Raw genomic sequence first — 15,508 nt, 5'->3', positions numbered from 1 at the left:
ACATTCGCGTGTTGGGGCTCACGGGACTCGTCAAGCATCCTGCTGACTTTGCTGCTCAACGCACTCTCCGCTCGGAAACACCCCACGACCGTCGCAACGCTCTGATGCCCTGTCATGGCCATCGTCTCCGGCAGCGGCATGTTCTGTTTGCCCGCCTCGGTGACGAAGCCGGCGCGCAGCGAGTGCGCGCTGAAGCGGCCTTCGATGCCCGCCAGCGCACAGCGCTCCTTGACGATGTCGCGCACGGCCGCGGGGGCGAGGGGCTCGCCCAGATGGCCGCCCTTGCGGATGCGCCGGAAGATCGGTCCCTCCTGGACACCGTGCGCCTGGAGCACCGCGAGCCATTCGGTCATGGCCGCTGCGGCGCTGCCTACCAACGGCTTCACATCCTCGGGCCGCAGCTCCCCACGCTGGTTGGTCTTGGAGTGCGCGAGGGTGTAGACGAAGGCTTCGGCATTCACTCGCTGCAGGTTTTCCAGGGTGGCGGCGGCCCCCTCGGAGCGGCGGCGCCCGCCGGTGGCCCAGGCAAAGAGGAGCAGGGCGCGGTCGCGCTTTCCGCGCAGGGACTCGTCACAGGTGGCCAACAAGAGCTGCAACGGATCCTTGGTGAGCGCGCGCTGGCGCTTGGGCGCGCTTTGCTTTCGATAAGGCGAGGAACGTGCTCTTTCATCAACTTCGAGCGATATGAGATCAGGAAGCAATCGAAAGTGTTTTGCGCAAGGTAGACGAGATCTGCGAACCCTGGGTCATCGCGTGAACGCGGTTGTGAACTAGGAAGGCTTCACGCTTGACCGTGATTTGGAAGATGCGTGGGCGTGCACTATCGGCGAAATTTTCGATCGCTGGTATCTGGGCGTCACTTGATACATGACCCGTGCGTTCCTGCGCGCGAAGTTGGGGGATGCACTGTCGCGAAGCTCGCGCCCCACATTTTCGAGACGCAGGAGGAGGCGATGGCGGCGCTGCTCAATAGTCACGCTTGGGAACGATTCGGGGCACGAGGTAGGTCGAGCCGAGGGTAGGGGACTGCGACGATGATCGGCTTGAGGCACGTCAAGACCAGCGCCTCCCGCCCGATGCATGTATTGCTGAGCGCCCCGATCTCCTCGAAGTCGCACCGATGACATCGCGTGCGGATTTCGGCCTGTTATCCAGTGGGCCGCCGTGACCGCTAAGCTGGCAAAGGCGACCACGAATACTCCCGCGTCCGCGTGAGCTGGAATTCGCCCGTCAACCAAGTGTTCATGAAAGACACGATCGCAAAGAAGAACAGAATGCGGGCACCGGCCCGGGAAAATTCTGCCCATGTATGAGGTCTATCGCTGCGGGTGATCGTTTGGTTTCGCAGGAGAATCGCGCATGAACGACGTCGCGCCAATTACATCGCCGTGTTGCAAGCGCCGCCGATGCGATACGGCGATACAAATCTCCCGGCGCATGCCGAGCGCTGGTGCACGCTCGTTGTGATGGAGCTGCGGTCATAGTGCTGTCGATGGCTCGGGGGACGGAGGGTGCAGCGCGTGCGTCGGTAAGGGAGCTTTGGGAATGAACAGTCTCGTCAACTTATGCGGACCGCGCCGGGCGTTGGGCGCACTGCTCGCTGGCGCAGCCATCCTCCTCATCGTGGGCTGTGTCTCTGTCCGACATGACGTCCCGCGACCGCCTTCGTACGCCATCGACAATCCGCAAGAGACGATGCTGTGGCGCAGCTTCGCACCCCAGCTGACGGCACATCCTGGGATGTCCGGACTTCGCTTGCTCCCGCTGGGGCAGGAGGCGTTCCTCGTGCGGGCCGCTCTGGCAGAGGCGGCGCAGCGCACCTTGGACCTGCAGTACTACAGCATGGCACCCGACACGACAGGGACTCTGTTGATCTACCGGGCCTTGCGCGCAGCGCAGCGCGGCGTGCGCGTGCGCCTGCTGATCGACGACCTGGATGCCGGCGACCGAGATGCCCACCTCGCCTTGCTGGCAGCACATCCCAACGTGCAGGTTCGGGTCTTCAATCCCTTCACGCTGCGTGGCTCGGTCGGCCTGTCCAGAGTGCTCGACTTCCTCAGCGATGGGGCGCGCTTGAACAGGCGCATGCACAACAAGCTCTGGATTGCCGACAACGTTGCGGCGCTGATCGGTGGGCGCAATCTGGGCGATGCCTACTTCAGCGCTGACGGGCGAGGCAACTTCGCCGACCTTGATGTGCTCGCTGCAGGGCCGGTGGTAGCCGAGGCCTCGCGCAGCTTCGACGCGTACTGGAACAGCGAATGGGCGGTGCCGATTCAGGCATTCGTCATTCACGCGTCCGGCCCGCAGGAGCTCGAGCAGTTCGTGTCGCAGCTGGCTGCGCGGGCGGCTGCGTTTCGCGACAGCGAGTACGCCCGCGCACTGCGAGCGACGGACCTCGGTCTACTGGTGCGAAGCGGCCGGCTCAGGCTCACCGTAGCGCACGCCGCCGTGCTCTACGACCCGCCCGCCAAGCTTCAGGCGCAAACCTCGGAGCAGGAGGGGCATGTGGTTTCGAGCCTACGCCAAACCATCTTGGCAACGCGAAACGAACTGGTGCTCGTTTCGCCCTATTTCGTGCCGAACGAGCGCGGCGTCGGAATGCTGTGCGAGCTCGTCCGACGTGGCGTGCGGGTGCGCGTCCTGACGAATTCTCTGGCATCCACCGACGTCCCAGCCGTGTATGCAGCCTACGCGCGCTACCGGCCCCGATTGCTGGCCTGTGGGGTGGCGTTAAGCGAACTGCGGTCGAGCGTCCCCGAATCAGAATCGGGCAAGGTGCGCAGGATCTTGTCCTCCGGCGTCAGCCTGCACGCGAAAGCCATCATGGTGGACGGCAAGTTGGTGCTCATCGGGTCTATGAACCTCGATCCGCGGTCGCGGCTGTCGAATACCGAGATCGCAGTGCTGATCGACAGCAAGGAGCTCGGCCTGGAGCTCGGCGCCTGGCTCGACGAGGCCACATCGCTCGACAGGTCATTCAGGCCCGAGTTGACGACGCCCGGTGACCCACGCACGCCGGTGTTTTGGATCGGCCGCGACGACGATCAGCTGGAGCGTTACAGCAGTGAACCGCTTGCGAGTTGGTGGCAGCGGATCGTCTCGGGCCTGCTCGGAGTGTTGGTGCCCGAAGGCCTGCTCTGATGCCCTATGGACACAAGGGAAGGATCTCTCATCGCCGACGCTTTCACCCCTTGGGCTCGCGCTCATGTCTCATCCAGCATCCGGCTGACCTTGCTCTCGAGCGCGCTCTCCGCCCGGAAATACCCCACCACCGTCGCAACGCTCTGGTGCCCCGTCATGGCCATGGTCTCCGGCAGCGGCATGTTCTGCTTGCCCGCCTCGGTGACGAAGCCGGCGCGCAGCGAGTGCGCGCTGAAGCGGCCTTCGATGCCCGCCAGCGCACAGCGCTCTTTGACGATGTCGCGCACGGCCGCGGCAGCGAGGGGCTCGCCCAGATGCCCGCCTTTGCGGATGCGCCGGAAGATCTTTCCCTCCTGGACGCCGTGCGCCTGGAGCACCGCGAGCCATTCGGTCATGGCCGCTGCGGCGCTGCCCACCAGCGGCTTCACAACCTGAGCGAAGCCTGGTCAGGTGCTCATTGGACGGTTGAGCGTACGCGTGGCGGTCGGCGCGGGCCGCAAGGCGCCAGCCTTCCCCTTCAGAGTTTCAATGCAGCGCGAACGGCCTCGGCGATCGTCAGGATCGCGTCTTCCTCGCGGGTGGCCGGGTTGAACAGGCGGTTATGGCAGATCGCCACGGCGAGCTGCGCATCGGGATCGGCCCAGCCGATGGAGCCGCCCTGGCCGGGATGGCAGAGCGCGCGCGGGTTCTTCGCCGAACACACCGGTGGATGTTCGCCGCCGAACCAGTAGCCCCCGATCGTGATCGGGAGGGGGAAGCCGAACATCACCGGATCGGGCTCGTCGCTGTGCGCGCGCGGCGTGTTCAGCGTGGCCACAAGATCTTGCGAGAGCAGGCGCAAGCCATCGAGCTCGCCGCCGCCGGCCAGCATGGCCCAGAAACGCGCCTCGCTGCGTGCGGTGAAGATGCCGCCGACGCCAGCGATTTCGGCGCGGCGCACCTCAGGCCGCTCGAACACCGCCGGTCCCAGCGCGACCTCGGACGGCATGGAGGCGAGATGGAGCGGCGGCAGGTGCTCGGCCGGCAGCGGGCGCATGGCGTCGATCTGTCGCGCGATCCGCGGCTCGGCCTCATCTGGGATGCCGATCCAGAGGTCCGGCGCGCAGAGCGGCTCGGCGATCTCCTCGCGCACGAAGCGGCGCAGCGAGCGATGGTCCGGGTCGGCACGGCGCACCAACTCGCCGAGGATCCATCCGAAGGTCATCGACAGGTACAGCGTCTTCGTGCCGGGCTCCGCCAGCGGCTCGAGATCCGCGATCGCGCGGGTCATCCAGGCCCAGTCGCACAGGCGCTCCGGCGTCATGCCCTGTGGCATCTGCGGGATGCCGGCGCGATGCGTGAGCACGTCGCGCAGCGTGGTCCGGCCTTTCCCGTGCGCGGCGTACTCGGGCCACCAGTTCGCGACGGGCGCGTTGTAGTCGAGGTACCCGCGATCGACCAGCATGTGCACCGCCGTCGCCGCGACTGCCTTGGTCACCGAGTAGACGTTGAAGAGCGTCTCGCCGTCGACCGGGCGCCCGCTGGCGGGATCGGCCATGCCGCCCCATGCATCGACTACCAGGCGGCCGCGGTGGTAGGCGGCCACCTGCACGCCGATTTCGCGGCCATCGGCAATCGCGTCATCGATGGCGCGCTGCACCGGAGGGTTGACGTCGAGCACGGTTGGGGTCACGCGGGTCTCCTGCCAAACAAAAACAAGCGGTTCGACTCTTGTCGAGGCGTCGTCGGGTGGTTTATATTGTAGAACAGTGTTCATATAAATGACATTGCTTTCTACAAGACAGGCGCGCCCGCCCGGGCCGCAAAGGAGCAAGGCATGGTCCAAGGAATAGCGCAACACGCCGATGCGGCGCTGCTGGCAGGCCGCTGCGCGATCGTCGCCATGCCGGGTCTGCCGCTGGGACGTGCGCTGGCACGCGGGCTGCGGCGGCATGGGGCGCGCGTGGTCGAGGTCAACGTGGCACCAAGCTCGTGTGCCGATGCCGAGAAAGCCATGGGCCATGCCGCGCGCGAGGCGGGCGGCGCCGACCTCGTCGTGCATGCGGCGGCCACGCCCGCGGCCTTGGCCGTGCGTCCGCTCGAGGCCCTGTCGGGCGAGCAATGGCACGCCGCCGTGCATCGCAGCATGCTTGCGAGCCTGTACTTCTTGCAGGGGGTCTATCGCGAGCAGCACGAGACGGGCGGGGCCACCGTCCTCGTGGGCCCGTCAGTGGCGCTGGTCGGTGTGGCCGGGCTGGTGCCGCTGATCACGCTGGCCGAAGCGCAGCGCACGCTCGTCAAGTCGGCGGCTCGGCAATGGGGCCGGCACGGCATGCGGCTCAACTGGGTCGGTGTCGGGGCGCAGCGCTACGCGGCCTCGCTGGCAGGGGCCGCGTTGCCGCCTACGCCGGAGCTCGGTCCTCCACCTCCGGCACTCGGCCGCGTGCCCGACGCGGAAGTCGAAGTGGCCGACGTGATCGCCTGGCTCGGCAGCGATGGTGCGCGCGGTGTGACCGGCGCGAGCTTCAACCTCGACGGCGGCGACTGGATGGTGCCATGAGCCGCACCAGCCAAACGACCACAACCACAACAACGACGGGCGCGGGCCTGCTGGACGGCCGCGTCGCCTTCGTGACCGGCGCCGGTGCCGGCATCGGCCGCGGCATCGCGCTGGCGCTCGCCGCCGCAGGCGCTCGCGTGGCGGTGACCGGGCGCCGCGCCTCGACCTGCGACGACACCGTCGCGCAGATTGCCGCCGAGGGCGGCACGGCCTTCGCGCTGGAGGCCGACGTCGGCGATCGCGCGGCCGTGCACCGCGCCGTCGAAGCAGCCGTGGACCGTTGGGGGCGGCTCGACATCGTGGTGCAGAACGCGAATGCCGGCGACTCGGCGCACCCGATCGCGCTCGAGGACGTCAGCGAAGAGGACTGGCTGCGCCAGGCCCGCGTCGCCTGGGACGGCAACCTGCATTGCGCGCAGGCCGCCCTGCCGCACCTGCGGGCCGGCGGCTGCGGCCGCTTCATCGTCCTCGGCTCGGCCTTCGGTCTGCATGGCGCGGCGATGAATCCGGTGTACTCGGCCCTGAAGGGCGGCGACCGCGGCTTCGTCAAGTCGCTGGCGCGCGAGTGGGGGCCTCACGGCATCAGCGTGAATGCGATCGAGCCTGCCGCGGCCACCGAGCCGACCCAGGTGTTCTTCGCCCAGAACCCCGCAGTGCGCGACGCCTATCTCCGCCTGTTTCCGCTCGGCCGCATGGGCGCGCCGCGCGAGGACATCGGCCGCGCCGTCGTGGCGCTGTGCAGCGACCTGATGGGCTATGTCAGCGGGCAGAACCTGCCCGTGGACGGCGGCCTGTACACCGCATTGTGAGGACAACCATGACGGGACGCGTTCAAGGAAAGGTGGCGCTGGTGACCGGCGCGGGCGGCGGCATCGGCGCGGCCTGCGCGCTGGCGCTGGCGCGCGAGGGTGCCGCGGTCGCGGTCGCCGACATCGACCTCGGCACCGCCGAGCGCCAGGTCGCGGCGATCGAGGCGCAGGGCGGCAGGGCGATCGCGCTGCGGGTCGATCTGGGCGACGAGGCCTCGGTGCTCGCGATGGTGGAAGCCACGGCCTCGCGGCTCGGCGGCCTCGACATCCTGCACAACAATGCGGCCGATACGCGCCTGTCGTCGACCTGCGACCGGCCGGTTGCCACCGTCCACACCGAGGTCTGGGACGCGATCCTGCGCACCAACCTGCGCGGCACGATGATCGCTTGCCGTGCGGCGATCCCGCATCTGCGCCAGCGCGGCGGCGGCGCGATCGTCAACACCAGCTCGAATGCGGCGCTCGCCGGCGCGCTCTCGCACAGCGCCTACAGCGCGTCGAAGGCCGCGATCAACTCGCTGACGCAGAGCGTCGCGACGCAGCACGGCAAGGAAGGCATCCGCTGCAACGCGATCTCGCCGGGACTGATCGTCACGCCGTCGACGAAGGACAGCTATGCCGCCTCGGGCGTCGGCGAGATCATGCTGCGGCACCACCTCACGCCGCGGCTCGGGCGGCCCGAGGACATCGCGGCCGCCGTGGTCTTCCTCGCCTCCGACGAGGCCGCATTCATCACCGGCCAGGTGATCTGCGTGGACGGCGGCTCGCTGGCGCACCAGCCCTACGTGGCGGACTTCGTCGACCGAGAGGCGGCCTCGTGAGTGGCAGCGCCGATAGCGTCCGTATCGCAAATCGCGCCGACGCGCCCGATCTGGCGCAGCGGCTGGCCCGCGTCGAGGCCGAACTGGCGATCGGGCAACTGCCCGCGCGCTACGCCGTCGCGGTCGACTCGCGCAATGTCGATGCCCTGGCCGCGCTCTTCGCCGCCGATGTCGACTGCGGCCGCTGGGGCAGCGGACGCGAGGCCTTGAAGCGCTACTACGCGAGCCGGCATGTCCTCACGGGCTTCTACCGCTCGGTCCACCTGGTGTGCGGGCAGACGATCGACCTGGTCGACGCCGATCATGCGACGGGCACGGTCTATTGCCGCGCCGGCCACGAAGACAAGGACCACTGGATCGAGATGTCGATCTGCTACTTCGACCGTTATGTCCGCAGCGAAGGCCTCTGGTGCTTCGAGCGCCGCGACGAGAAGCACTGGTACTCGACCGACTGGCAGCAGCGCCCCAACCGCGGCGAGGGCGCGGGCTTGCAGAACTGGCCCGGCAAGTACGAGGCCCCGAAGTTCGCGCCGCAACTGCCGCATGCCTGGCCCAGCTGGGCGGCCTACTGGGAGGCGCAGGGCGACGAAGCCCGCCGCGCCGTGACGCATGCGCCCTGATCCCGCATCCACGAGGCACTGACCCATGCGCAGAGCCGCCATCGTCTGCCCCTTGCGCACCGCCGTCGGCGCCTTCGGCGGCAGCCTGAAGCCCATTGCCGCCGACCAGCTCGCCGGCACCATCCTGAAGGCGTTGATCGCCCGCAGCGGTATCGACCCCGAACGCATCGACGACGTGGTGATGGCCCAGTCCTACGCCAACAGCGAGGCGCCGTGCCTCGGCCGCTACGCCGCGCTCGATGCCGGCTTGCCGGTCGCGGTGCCGGGCATGACGCTGGACCGGCGCTGCGGCTCCGGGCTGCAGGCCGTGATCGATGCGGCGATGCAGGTGCAGACCGGCGCGGCCGACGTCGTCATGGCGGCCGGCGTCGAGAGCATGAGCAACATCGAGTACTACACGACGGACCTGCGCTGGGGCTCGCGTGCCGGCTCGGTCACGATGCACGACCGCCTGCAGCGCGGGCGCGAGCGCTCGCAACCCGAGCACCGCTTCGGCGCCATCTCCGGCATGCCCGAGACCGCCGAGAACCTGGCGAAGGACTACGGCATCTCGCGCGAGGCCGCCGATGCCTTCGCGATGCGCAGCCATCAGCGCGCCGCCGCAGCCTGGCATGAAGGCCGTTTCGCGGACGAAGTGGTGAGCGTCACCGTCCCAACGAAGAAGGGCGAGCCCCTTCACTTCGCACGCGACGAAGGCATCCGTGCCGAGACCACGATGGAGGCGCTGGCGAGATTGAGGCCGGTGCTGAAGAACGGCACCGTGACCGCCGGGAACGCGAGCCAGCAGAACGATGCGGCCGCGGCCTGCCTGGTCGTCGCCGAGGACAAGCTCGCCGAACTGAGGCTCGAGCCGATGGCCTGGGTGCGAGGGTGGGCCGCCGCCGGCTGCGAGCCCTCGCGCATGGGCATCGGCCCGGTGCCTGCGGTGAAGAAGCTGCTGGCGCGCACGGGCCTGTCTTTCGACCAGCTCGACCTCGTCGAGCTCAACGAGGCGTTCGCGGCGCAGGTGCTCGCAGTGCTGCAGGGTTGGGAGTGGAACGATCCCGATCGGCTCAACGTCAACGGCGGCGGCATCTCGCTGGGGCACCCCATCGGCGCAACCGGCGTGCGCATTCTCGCGACCATGCTGCACGAGTTGCAGCGCCGCCGCGGCCGCTATGCGCTGGAGACGATGTGCATCGGCGGCGGGCAGGGACTGGCCGCGCTCTTCGAGCGGGTGGGGTCATGAAAGCGCCTCGCGGCGCGTGACGCCGGGTCGGACCGCATTGACACTCCGAAGTCTGTGCGTTTATATTTCAGAACACCATTCATTTTATTGATACCCACGACAGGCCGGCCAGGCGACGCGTCGCAGGCACCTGGCGAGACCAGGAGAGAGACACTGTGGATACCGCCGTGAAGCCCAAAGTGCGCGTGGACTACGTCCCGGCCGAGCACTACATCTCCCGCGAGATCGTGCAGCTCGAGAAGCGCCTGCTGTGGCCCAAGGTGTGGCAGCTCGCCTGTCGCCTCGAGGAGATCCCTTTTCCAGGCGACTACGTCACCTACGACATCAACGACGAGTCGATCATCGTCGTGCGCCAGACGCCTCAAACCATTCGCGCCTTCCACAACGTCTGCCAGCACCGTGGGCGGCGCCTCACCGAAGGCTGCGGCTCGGCCGCCAGGCTGCAATGCCGCTTCCACGGCTGGCAATGGGACCTCGACGGCAAGGTCATCCGCATCGTCGACCGCGAGGATTGGCAGGGCTGTCCCGACATGAGCGACGAGGACTTCTCGCTGCCCGAGATCAAGCTCGACACCTGGGCCGGCTTCGTCTTCGTCAACTTCGATCCGGCCTGCGAGCCGCTTGCCCGCCACCTGGCGCCGGTGCCGGAATACACCGACTGCTACGAGTTCGAGAAGATGCGCTACCGCTGGTACAAGTCGGTGCGCCTGCCCTGCAACTGGAAGGTCGCGCTGGAAGCCTTCAGCGAGGGCTATCATGTCTTCGGCACGCACCCGCAGCTGCTCGATTCGCAGGGCGACGACGTGACGCGCAGCTTCACCTTCGGCCGGCATGGCATGTTCGGCTATCCGGCGCCGGCGCGGCTGCCGGGCGCACCCTCACCGCGCACCGGGCGGCCGGTGCCGGACGACGTGCGGCCCGGCATCGTCAAATTCTTTGCCGACCTGGAGGACCAGCTCAAGGCGATCACCACCCAGCGCGATCTGGAGGCGGCCAAGCGCATCCTCACTGAGTGCCCGGCCGACACGCCGCACCTGGAGCTGTTGATGAAGGTGGGCCAGTTCCAGGCCGAGGCCGCAATCGCCGAAGGGGCCGGCTGGCCAAACCTCACGGGCGAGCAGATCTACAAGGCCGGCACCGATTGGCACGTGTTCCCCAACATGATCTTTCTCATGTCGCCCGACGGCATGCTCTTCTACCGTGCCCGGCCCGATGGCGACAACCCCGACTCCTGCTTCTACGACATCTGCTCGATCGCCCGCTACGCACCGGGCGCCGAGCCCAAGCTGCAGCGGGAGTTCTACTGGGGTGCCGAAGACTGGAAGACAGACACCGTCGAGCGCTTCGGCCTGATCCTGTCGCAGGACTTCGCCAACATGACCGAGGTGCAGAAGGGCATGAAGTCCCAGGCCTTCCGGGGCGCGCGCACCAACCCGCTGCAAGAGTCCGCGATCTCGAACTTCCACCGCGCGCTGCGCGAGATCCTGTTCGACGAGCCGAGCGGCACCTGAGCAAGATGACGACCAACGGAACCTGGGACGAGGCCTTCGACTTCGTCATCGTCGGCAGCGGCGGCGGCTCGATGTGCGCGGCGCTCGCGGCCAAGCAACTCGGCAAGCGTGCGCTGATCGTCGAGAAGCAGTCCCTCATTGGTGGCTCGACCGGCTTTTCCGGCGGCGTCTGGTGGGTGCCGAACAACCCGGTGATGAAGCGCGCCGGCGTGGCCGACAGTGCCGAGCGCGCGCGCCAGTACCTCGACGCGGCCGTCACCTACCATGGCCCGGGCACCAGCCCCGCGCGGCGCGACGCCTTCCTGCGCAACGGCCCGAAGATGGTCGAGTTCCTCGAAGGCCAGGGCATGAAATTCGTCTATGCCGACGGCTGGTCCGACTACTACGACGAGCTGCCCGGCGGCGAAGCGCGCGGCCGCTCGTTGCTGGCAGAGCTCTTCGACACGCGCGAACTGGGCGAGTGGGAGTCGAAGCTGTCGCGCTACAAGGGCTTCAGCCTGCCGCTGCCGACCGACCAGTTCCCGTCGCTGATGCTGGCCAAGCGCACCTGGCGGGGCAAGAAGACCGCACTGTCGCTGGTCGGGCGCATGCTGAAGGGCAAGCTGACCGGGCGGCGGCTGGCCGGCGCCGGAGCGGCGATCCAGGGCCGCATGCTGCAGATCGCGCTGCGCGAGCAGCTGCCGATCTGGACCGGATCGGCCCTCGCGCAATTCATCGTCGAGGGCGATCGCGTCGTCGGCATCGCAGTGCAGCGCGGCGGCCGGCTGGTACGCGTGCAGGCGCGCCAGGGCGTGCTGATGAACGTCGGCGGCTTCTCGCGCAGCGCGTCGATGCGCCAGCGCTTCCAGCCCCGACCGAACTCGGCCAGCTGGACCAACGCCAACCCGGGCGACACCGGCGAGGCGATCGAGCTGGCCATGGCGCTCGGTGCCGCGGTGGACTGCATGGACGAGGCCTGGTGGGTCGTGACCTCGCTCGCGCCGGATGGCCAGCCGCCCAAGCCCGGCGGCTATGCGGCCGACGGCACGCCGCTGCCCTTCATGCACCACCTCGACCTTTCGCTGCCCTACTCGATGATGGTCGACCAGCTCGGCGAGCGCTTCTGCGACGAGGCCGGTGCCTACATGGAGATCGGCCAGCGCATGTACCAGCGCGAGCGCGAGACCGGCAAGGCCGTGCCGAGTTGGGTCGTCATGGACAGCCGCCAGCGCGCCTACTACCCCTGGGGCACCGCGCAACCCGGCCAGGTGCCTGATGAATGGCTCAAGAGCGGCTACATGATCAAGGCAGCTTCGATCGGCGAACTGGTGGAGAAGACCGGCATCGACGGCCCAGGGCTCGCGCGCACCCTCGAGCGCTTCAACGGCTTTTGCCGCAGCGGCATCGACAGCGATTTCGGCCGCGGCTCGCGCGCCTTCGACCGTTGCCACGGCGACCCGACCGTGACGCCGAATCCCAATCTCGGCGCCATCGAAAAGCCGCCGTTCTACGCGGTGCGCATGTACCCGGGCGACGTCGGCACAGCCGGCGGCATGGTCACCGACGAGCATGCCCGTGTGCTGCGCGAGGACGGCTCGGCCATCCCGGGCCTCTATGCCACCGGCAACTGCACCGCCTCCGTGGTCGGGCGCTCCTATCCCGGCGCGGGTGCAAGCATCGGCGCTTCCTTCACCTTCGGCTACATCGCCGCGCACCACGCACTGGGTGCCGCCGCGCCATGACATCGACCAGGAGCCATCCATGACACCAGACACACGCGTCGACCAGGCCATCCTGGTCGACATCTACCGCCGCATGGCCCTGATCCAGCGCAGCGACGATCGCTTCCGCGCCGTCATCAAGGCTGGCAAGATCGTCGCGCCGTACTACTCGCCGCGCGGGCAGGAGGCGATCCCCGCCGCGGTGTCGGTGAACCTCACGAACGAGGACACCATCTGCACCATCTACCGCGGCATCCACGACATGCTCGCCAAGGGCGTGCCGTCGAAGCTGCTGTGGGCAGAGATCGCCGGCAAGGCGACCGGCACCTGCAAGGGCAAGGGCGGCCCCATGCACATCACGCATCCGGAGTCCGGCGTGATGGTGACCACGGGCATCGTCGGCAGCAGCATGCCGATCGCCAACGGGTTGGCACTGGCCGCTCAGATCCGCGGGCAGAAGCATGTGTCCGTCGCCTATTTCGGCGACGGCGCCTCGAACATCGGCGCCTTCCACGAGGCGCTGAACATGGCGGCGGTGTGGAAGCTGCCGGTGATCTTCGTCTGCCAGAACAACGGCTATGGCGAGCACACGCGCTACGAGCTGGCCACTTCCGCCAAGCAAATCTCCGACCGCGCCGCCGGCTACCAGATGCCCGGCGTCACGATCGATGGCAACGACCCGCTGGCGGTGTATGCGGCGGCGCGCGAGGCCGTCAGCCGGGCGCGCGCGGGCGAAGGTCCGACGCTGATCGAAGCCAAGACTTTCCGCTTCCATGGCCACGTCTTCGGCGACGCCGACGCGTACATGGTGCCCGGCGAGAAGGAGGCGGCGATGGCGAGGGACCCGGTGCCGCGCTTTCGCAGCTGGCTGATCGAAGGGGGCGTCGCTGAATCGCAGCTCGCGGCGCTCGAATCGGCGATCGATCGCGAGATCGACGAGGCCGTGGCCTTCGCGCTGGAAAGCCCGCTGCCGGATCTCTCCGAACTTCAGCGCGACGTGCTGGCCGAGGAGGTCGTGCAATGAATGCAGTCACCGCCGTGCGCAACAAGATCAAGCCGATGAACACCATCCTGGCCGTCAACCTGGCGCTGGACGAGGCGATGGGCCTGGACCCGAACGTCATCCTGCTCGGCGAGGACATCGCCGACGGCCAGGAAGGCGGCATCGTCGGGGTGACCAAGGGCCTGTCGAGCAAGTACGGCAACTCGCGCGTGCGCTCCACGCCGATCTCCGAGCAGGCGATCATCGGCGCAGCGATCGGTGCCTCGATCGTCGGCATGCGGCCGGTGGCGGAGATCATGCTGATGAACTTCACCACGGTGGCGATGGACATGATCGTCAACCATGCGGCCAAGCTGCGCTACATGTCCGGCGGGCAGACGCACGTGCCGATCACGATCCGCACCATGACCGGCGCCGGCTTCGGCACCGGCGGCCAGCATGCCGACTACCTCGAGGCCTGGTTCGCGCACACCGCCGGCATGAAGGTGGTGGCGCCGTCCTCGCCGGCCGACGCCTACGGACTGATGCTGTCGTGCATCTTCGACGAGGACCCCTGCCTCTTCATCGAGAACATGCCAAGCTACTGGACGCCGGGCGCGCCGCCGCAGGTCGGCCAGCGCATACCGCTCGGCCAGGCGAAGGTGCTGCGCGAAGGCAGCGACGTGACGCTCATCAGCTACAGCCGCATGGTGCAGGACTGCGCCACGGTGGCCGAGAAACTCGCGAAGGAAGGCATCCAGGTCGAGCTGATCGACCTGCGCACCATCTCGCCGCTGGACGAGGCGAGCCTGCTGCGCTCGGTCGCGAAGACCCGGCGCGCGGTGGTCGTCCATGAGGCGGTGCGCCGCTTCGGCGTCGGTGCCGAGATCGCCGCGCTGCTGCATGAGCATCTGTTCGGCGATCTGAAGGCGCCGATCCAGCGCGTCGGCGCGAACCACTCGCCGGTGCCGTTCTCGAAGACGCTGGAGGCGGCCCATGTGCCGCAGCCCGAGACCATCGAGGCCGCGATCCGCAAGACGCTGGACTGAAGAAACTCCCCAACGACCAAGGACATCCCCGTGGCCACCCAGGTTCTGCTCCCCAAGATCGGCTTTTCCATGAACGAGGCGACGCTCGCCGAATGGATGGCCGAAGACGGCACCGCCGTCACCGAAGGCCAGCCGCTGTATGCGCTGGAAAGCGACAAGTCCGTGCAGGAGGTCGAGTCGCCCGCGACCGGCACGCTGAAGATCGTGGCGCGCGTCGGCGAGGTTTACGAGGTCGGCGCGCTGCTGGCCGAGATCGCATGATCGGTGCGGGCCTTCCGGCCTGGCCGGCGGTCGACTTCGCCGCCTTCGGCGAGGTCGAGCTCAAGCCGCTGTCGCGCATCCAGGGGCTGACCGCGGGGTTCCTGGCGCGCAACTGGCTGAGCATTCCGCACGTCACGCACCAGGACGACGCGGACATCACCGCCGCCGAGGCGCTGCGCGCGACGCTGGCGCCCCGGCCCAGCGCACTGGCCTTTTTCGCGAAGTCGCTGGTGTCGGGGCTGAAGGCCTTCCCGCCGTTCAACGCCTCGCTGGACGCGAGCGGCCGGAATCTCGTGCTCAAGAAGTATTTCCACATCGGCGTTGCGATCGACACGCCGCGCGGGCTCGTGGTCGGCGTGGTGCGCGACTGCGACCGCAAGCCGCTGGCGGAGATCGCGGCCGACATCTCGGCCCTGTCCGCCAAGGCGCGTGGCCGCGGACTGCCGATGAGCGACATGGAGGGTGGCTGCATCTCGATCAGCTCGCTCGGCGGCATCGGCGGCACCGGCTTCACGCCGATCGTCAACGCGCCCGAGGTCGCGATCCTCGGCATTGCCAAGGCGCAATGGAAGCCTCGCCGAGGTTCGGACGATGCGATCGAATGGCGACTGAAAGCGCCGTTGTCGCTGAGCTACGACCACCGCGTGATCAACGGGGCCGACGCGGCGCGCTTCCTGCGGCACCTTGACGAGGTGCTCGCCGAGCCGAAGCAGCTGCTCGCCTGAGTCAGCCCCGCGAGCGGCGCGTCAAGTCCGGACCCTCGAAGCGCGCGGGATCGCGGTTCGCCGAGCCCGATGCGACCGACAGGCGGGCGCCTGCTGGCAGCTTCGCCGGGCCTGAATGC

13 protein-coding genes and 2 pseudogenes are annotated in these 15,508 nt (G+C 68.2%); 12 read left to right on the top strand and 3 right to left on the bottom strand.

Annotated features, from left to right (window positions below; genetic code table 11):
• Positions 1-26: 26 nt before the first annotated feature.
• Positions 27-677, bottom strand: a pseudogene (locus tag AC3A6Y_RS20755) (site-specific integrase); the annotation flags it as partial.
• An 868-nt stretch (positions 678-1,545) separates the two neighbouring features.
• On the opposite strand from AC3A6Y_RS20755, the gene AC3A6Y_RS20750 reads away from it, so the two are divergent.
• The gene (locus AC3A6Y_RS20750; RefSeq protein ID WP_487870113.1) at positions 1,546-3,144 is read left to right on the top strand and encodes a phospholipase D family protein; all 1,599 of its coding nucleotides are present in this window, start codon (positions 1,546-1,548) and stop codon (positions 3,142-3,144) included.
• A 62-nt stretch (positions 3,145-3,206) separates the two neighbouring features.
• Here AC3A6Y_RS20750 and AC3A6Y_RS20745 read toward each other — a convergent pair.
• A pseudogene (locus AC3A6Y_RS20745) lies at positions 3,207-3,569 on the bottom strand (tyrosine-type recombinase/integrase); the annotation flags it as partial.
• Between the two features lie 92 nt (positions 3,570-3,661).
• Positions 3,662-4,969, bottom strand: a complete 1,308-nt coding sequence (locus tag AC3A6Y_RS20740; RefSeq protein ID WP_487870112.1) for a serine hydrolase domain-containing protein — start codon at positions 4,967-4,969, stop codon at positions 3,662-3,664.
• Between AC3A6Y_RS20740 and AC3A6Y_RS20735 the strand changes: the two genes are divergently transcribed.
• From AC3A6Y_RS20735 to AC3A6Y_RS20685, 11 genes are all read left to right on the top strand, one after another.
• Positions 4,961-5,683 (top strand): SDR family oxidoreductase, encoded by a 723-nt coding sequence (locus AC3A6Y_RS20735; protein ID WP_487870111.1) that lies wholly within the window; start codon positions 4,961-4,963, stop codon positions 5,681-5,683. The two genes, AC3A6Y_RS20740 and AC3A6Y_RS20735, sit on opposite strands and share 9 nt — an antisense overlap.
• The gene (locus tag AC3A6Y_RS20730) at positions 5,680-6,492 is read left to right on the top strand and encodes an SDR family NAD(P)-dependent oxidoreductase (RefSeq protein ID WP_487870110.1); all 813 of its coding nucleotides are present in this window, start codon (positions 5,680-5,682) and stop codon (positions 6,490-6,492) included. The genes AC3A6Y_RS20735 and AC3A6Y_RS20730 overlap by 4 nt, the downstream gene beginning before the upstream one ends.
• A gap of 8 nt (positions 6,493-6,500) precedes the next feature.
• On the top strand, positions 6,501-7,313 hold the full coding sequence (locus AC3A6Y_RS20725) for an SDR family NAD(P)-dependent oxidoreductase (RefSeq protein ID WP_487870109.1): 813 nt from the start codon (positions 6,501-6,503) through the stop codon (positions 7,311-7,313).
• On the top strand, positions 7,310-7,933 hold the full coding sequence (locus AC3A6Y_RS20720) for a nuclear transport factor 2 family protein (protein WP_487870108.1): 624 nt from the start codon (positions 7,310-7,312) through the stop codon (positions 7,931-7,933). Before AC3A6Y_RS20725 ends, AC3A6Y_RS20720 begins: the two co-directional genes overlap by 4 nt.
• 25 nt (positions 7,934-7,958) lie before the next feature.
• Positions 7,959-9,161, top strand: coding sequence for an acetyl-CoA C-acetyltransferase (locus tag AC3A6Y_RS20715; RefSeq protein ID WP_487870107.1), 1,203 nt, complete (start codon positions 7,959-7,961; stop codon positions 9,159-9,161).
• A 167-nt stretch (positions 9,162-9,328) separates the two neighbouring features.
• On the top strand, positions 9,329-10,672 hold the full coding sequence (locus AC3A6Y_RS20710; RefSeq protein ID WP_487870106.1) for an aromatic ring-hydroxylating oxygenase subunit alpha: 1,344 nt from the start codon (positions 9,329-9,331) through the stop codon (positions 10,670-10,672).
• A gap of 5 nt (positions 10,673-10,677) precedes the next feature.
• Entirely contained in the window at positions 10,678-12,393 is a 1,716-nt protein-coding gene (locus AC3A6Y_RS20705; protein ID WP_487870105.1) for an FAD-binding protein, read from the top strand.
• Positions 12,394-12,412: 19 nt separating this feature from the next.
• Positions 12,413-13,396, top strand: coding sequence for a thiamine pyrophosphate-dependent dehydrogenase E1 component subunit alpha (locus AC3A6Y_RS20700; protein WP_487870104.1), 984 nt, complete (start codon positions 12,413-12,415; stop codon positions 13,394-13,396).
• Positions 13,393-14,403 carry an alpha-ketoacid dehydrogenase subunit beta gene (locus tag AC3A6Y_RS20695; RefSeq protein ID WP_487870103.1) on the top strand — a complete coding sequence of 337 codons (1,011 nt, stop codon included), beginning with the start codon at positions 13,393-13,395 and terminating at the stop codon, positions 14,401-14,403. The genes AC3A6Y_RS20700 and AC3A6Y_RS20695 overlap by 4 nt, the downstream gene beginning before the upstream one ends.
• Before the next feature lie 30 nt (positions 14,404-14,433).
• Positions 14,434-14,664, top strand: a complete 231-nt coding sequence (locus AC3A6Y_RS20690; RefSeq protein ID WP_106556881.1) for a biotin/lipoyl-containing protein — start codon at positions 14,434-14,436, stop codon at positions 14,662-14,664.
• A complete protein-coding gene (locus AC3A6Y_RS20685) occupies positions 14,661-15,389 on the top strand; it encodes a 2-oxo acid dehydrogenase subunit E2 (protein WP_487870102.1) in 729 nt (242 codons plus the stop codon). Before AC3A6Y_RS20690 ends, AC3A6Y_RS20685 begins: the two co-directional genes overlap by 4 nt.
• The last annotated feature ends 119 nt before the right edge of the window (positions 15,390-15,508 follow it).

The organism is Variovorax sp. Soil_C_17 (assembly GCF_057657265.1).
Note: the sequence above shows the minus strand (reverse complement) of the source record. Positions and strands in the feature narration are given on the sequence as shown.

Bases quoted from the DNA above. Each gene is read 5' to 3' on its own strand.
- AC3A6Y_RS20685 (WP_487870102.1), top strand. From the start codon at position 14,661: ATGATCGGTGCGGGCCTTCCGGCCTGGCCGGCGGTCGACTTCGCCGCC.
- AC3A6Y_RS20750 (WP_487870113.1), top strand. From the start codon at position 1,546: ATGAACAGTCTCGTCAACTTATGCGGACCGCGCCGGGCGTTGGGCGCA.
- AC3A6Y_RS20700 (WP_487870104.1), top strand. From the start codon at position 12,413: ATGACACCAGACACACGCGTCGACCAGGCCATCCTGGTCGACATCTAC.
- AC3A6Y_RS20735 (WP_487870111.1), top strand. From the start codon at position 4,961: ATGGTCCAAGGAATAGCGCAACACGCCGATGCGGCGCTGCTGGCAGGC.
- AC3A6Y_RS20705 (WP_487870105.1), top strand. From the start codon at position 10,678: ATGACGACCAACGGAACCTGGGACGAGGCCTTCGACTTCGTCATCGTC.
- AC3A6Y_RS20715 (WP_487870107.1), top strand. From the start codon at position 7,959: ATGCGCAGAGCCGCCATCGTCTGCCCCTTGCGCACCGCCGTCGGCGCC.
- AC3A6Y_RS20725 (WP_487870109.1), top strand. From the start codon at position 6,501: ATGACGGGACGCGTTCAAGGAAAGGTGGCGCTGGTGACCGGCGCGGGC.
- AC3A6Y_RS20730 (WP_487870110.1), top strand. From the start codon at position 5,680: ATGAGCCGCACCAGCCAAACGACCACAACCACAACAACGACGGGCGCG.
- AC3A6Y_RS20695 (WP_487870103.1), top strand. From the start codon at position 13,393: ATGAATGCAGTCACCGCCGTGCGCAACAAGATCAAGCCGATGAACACC.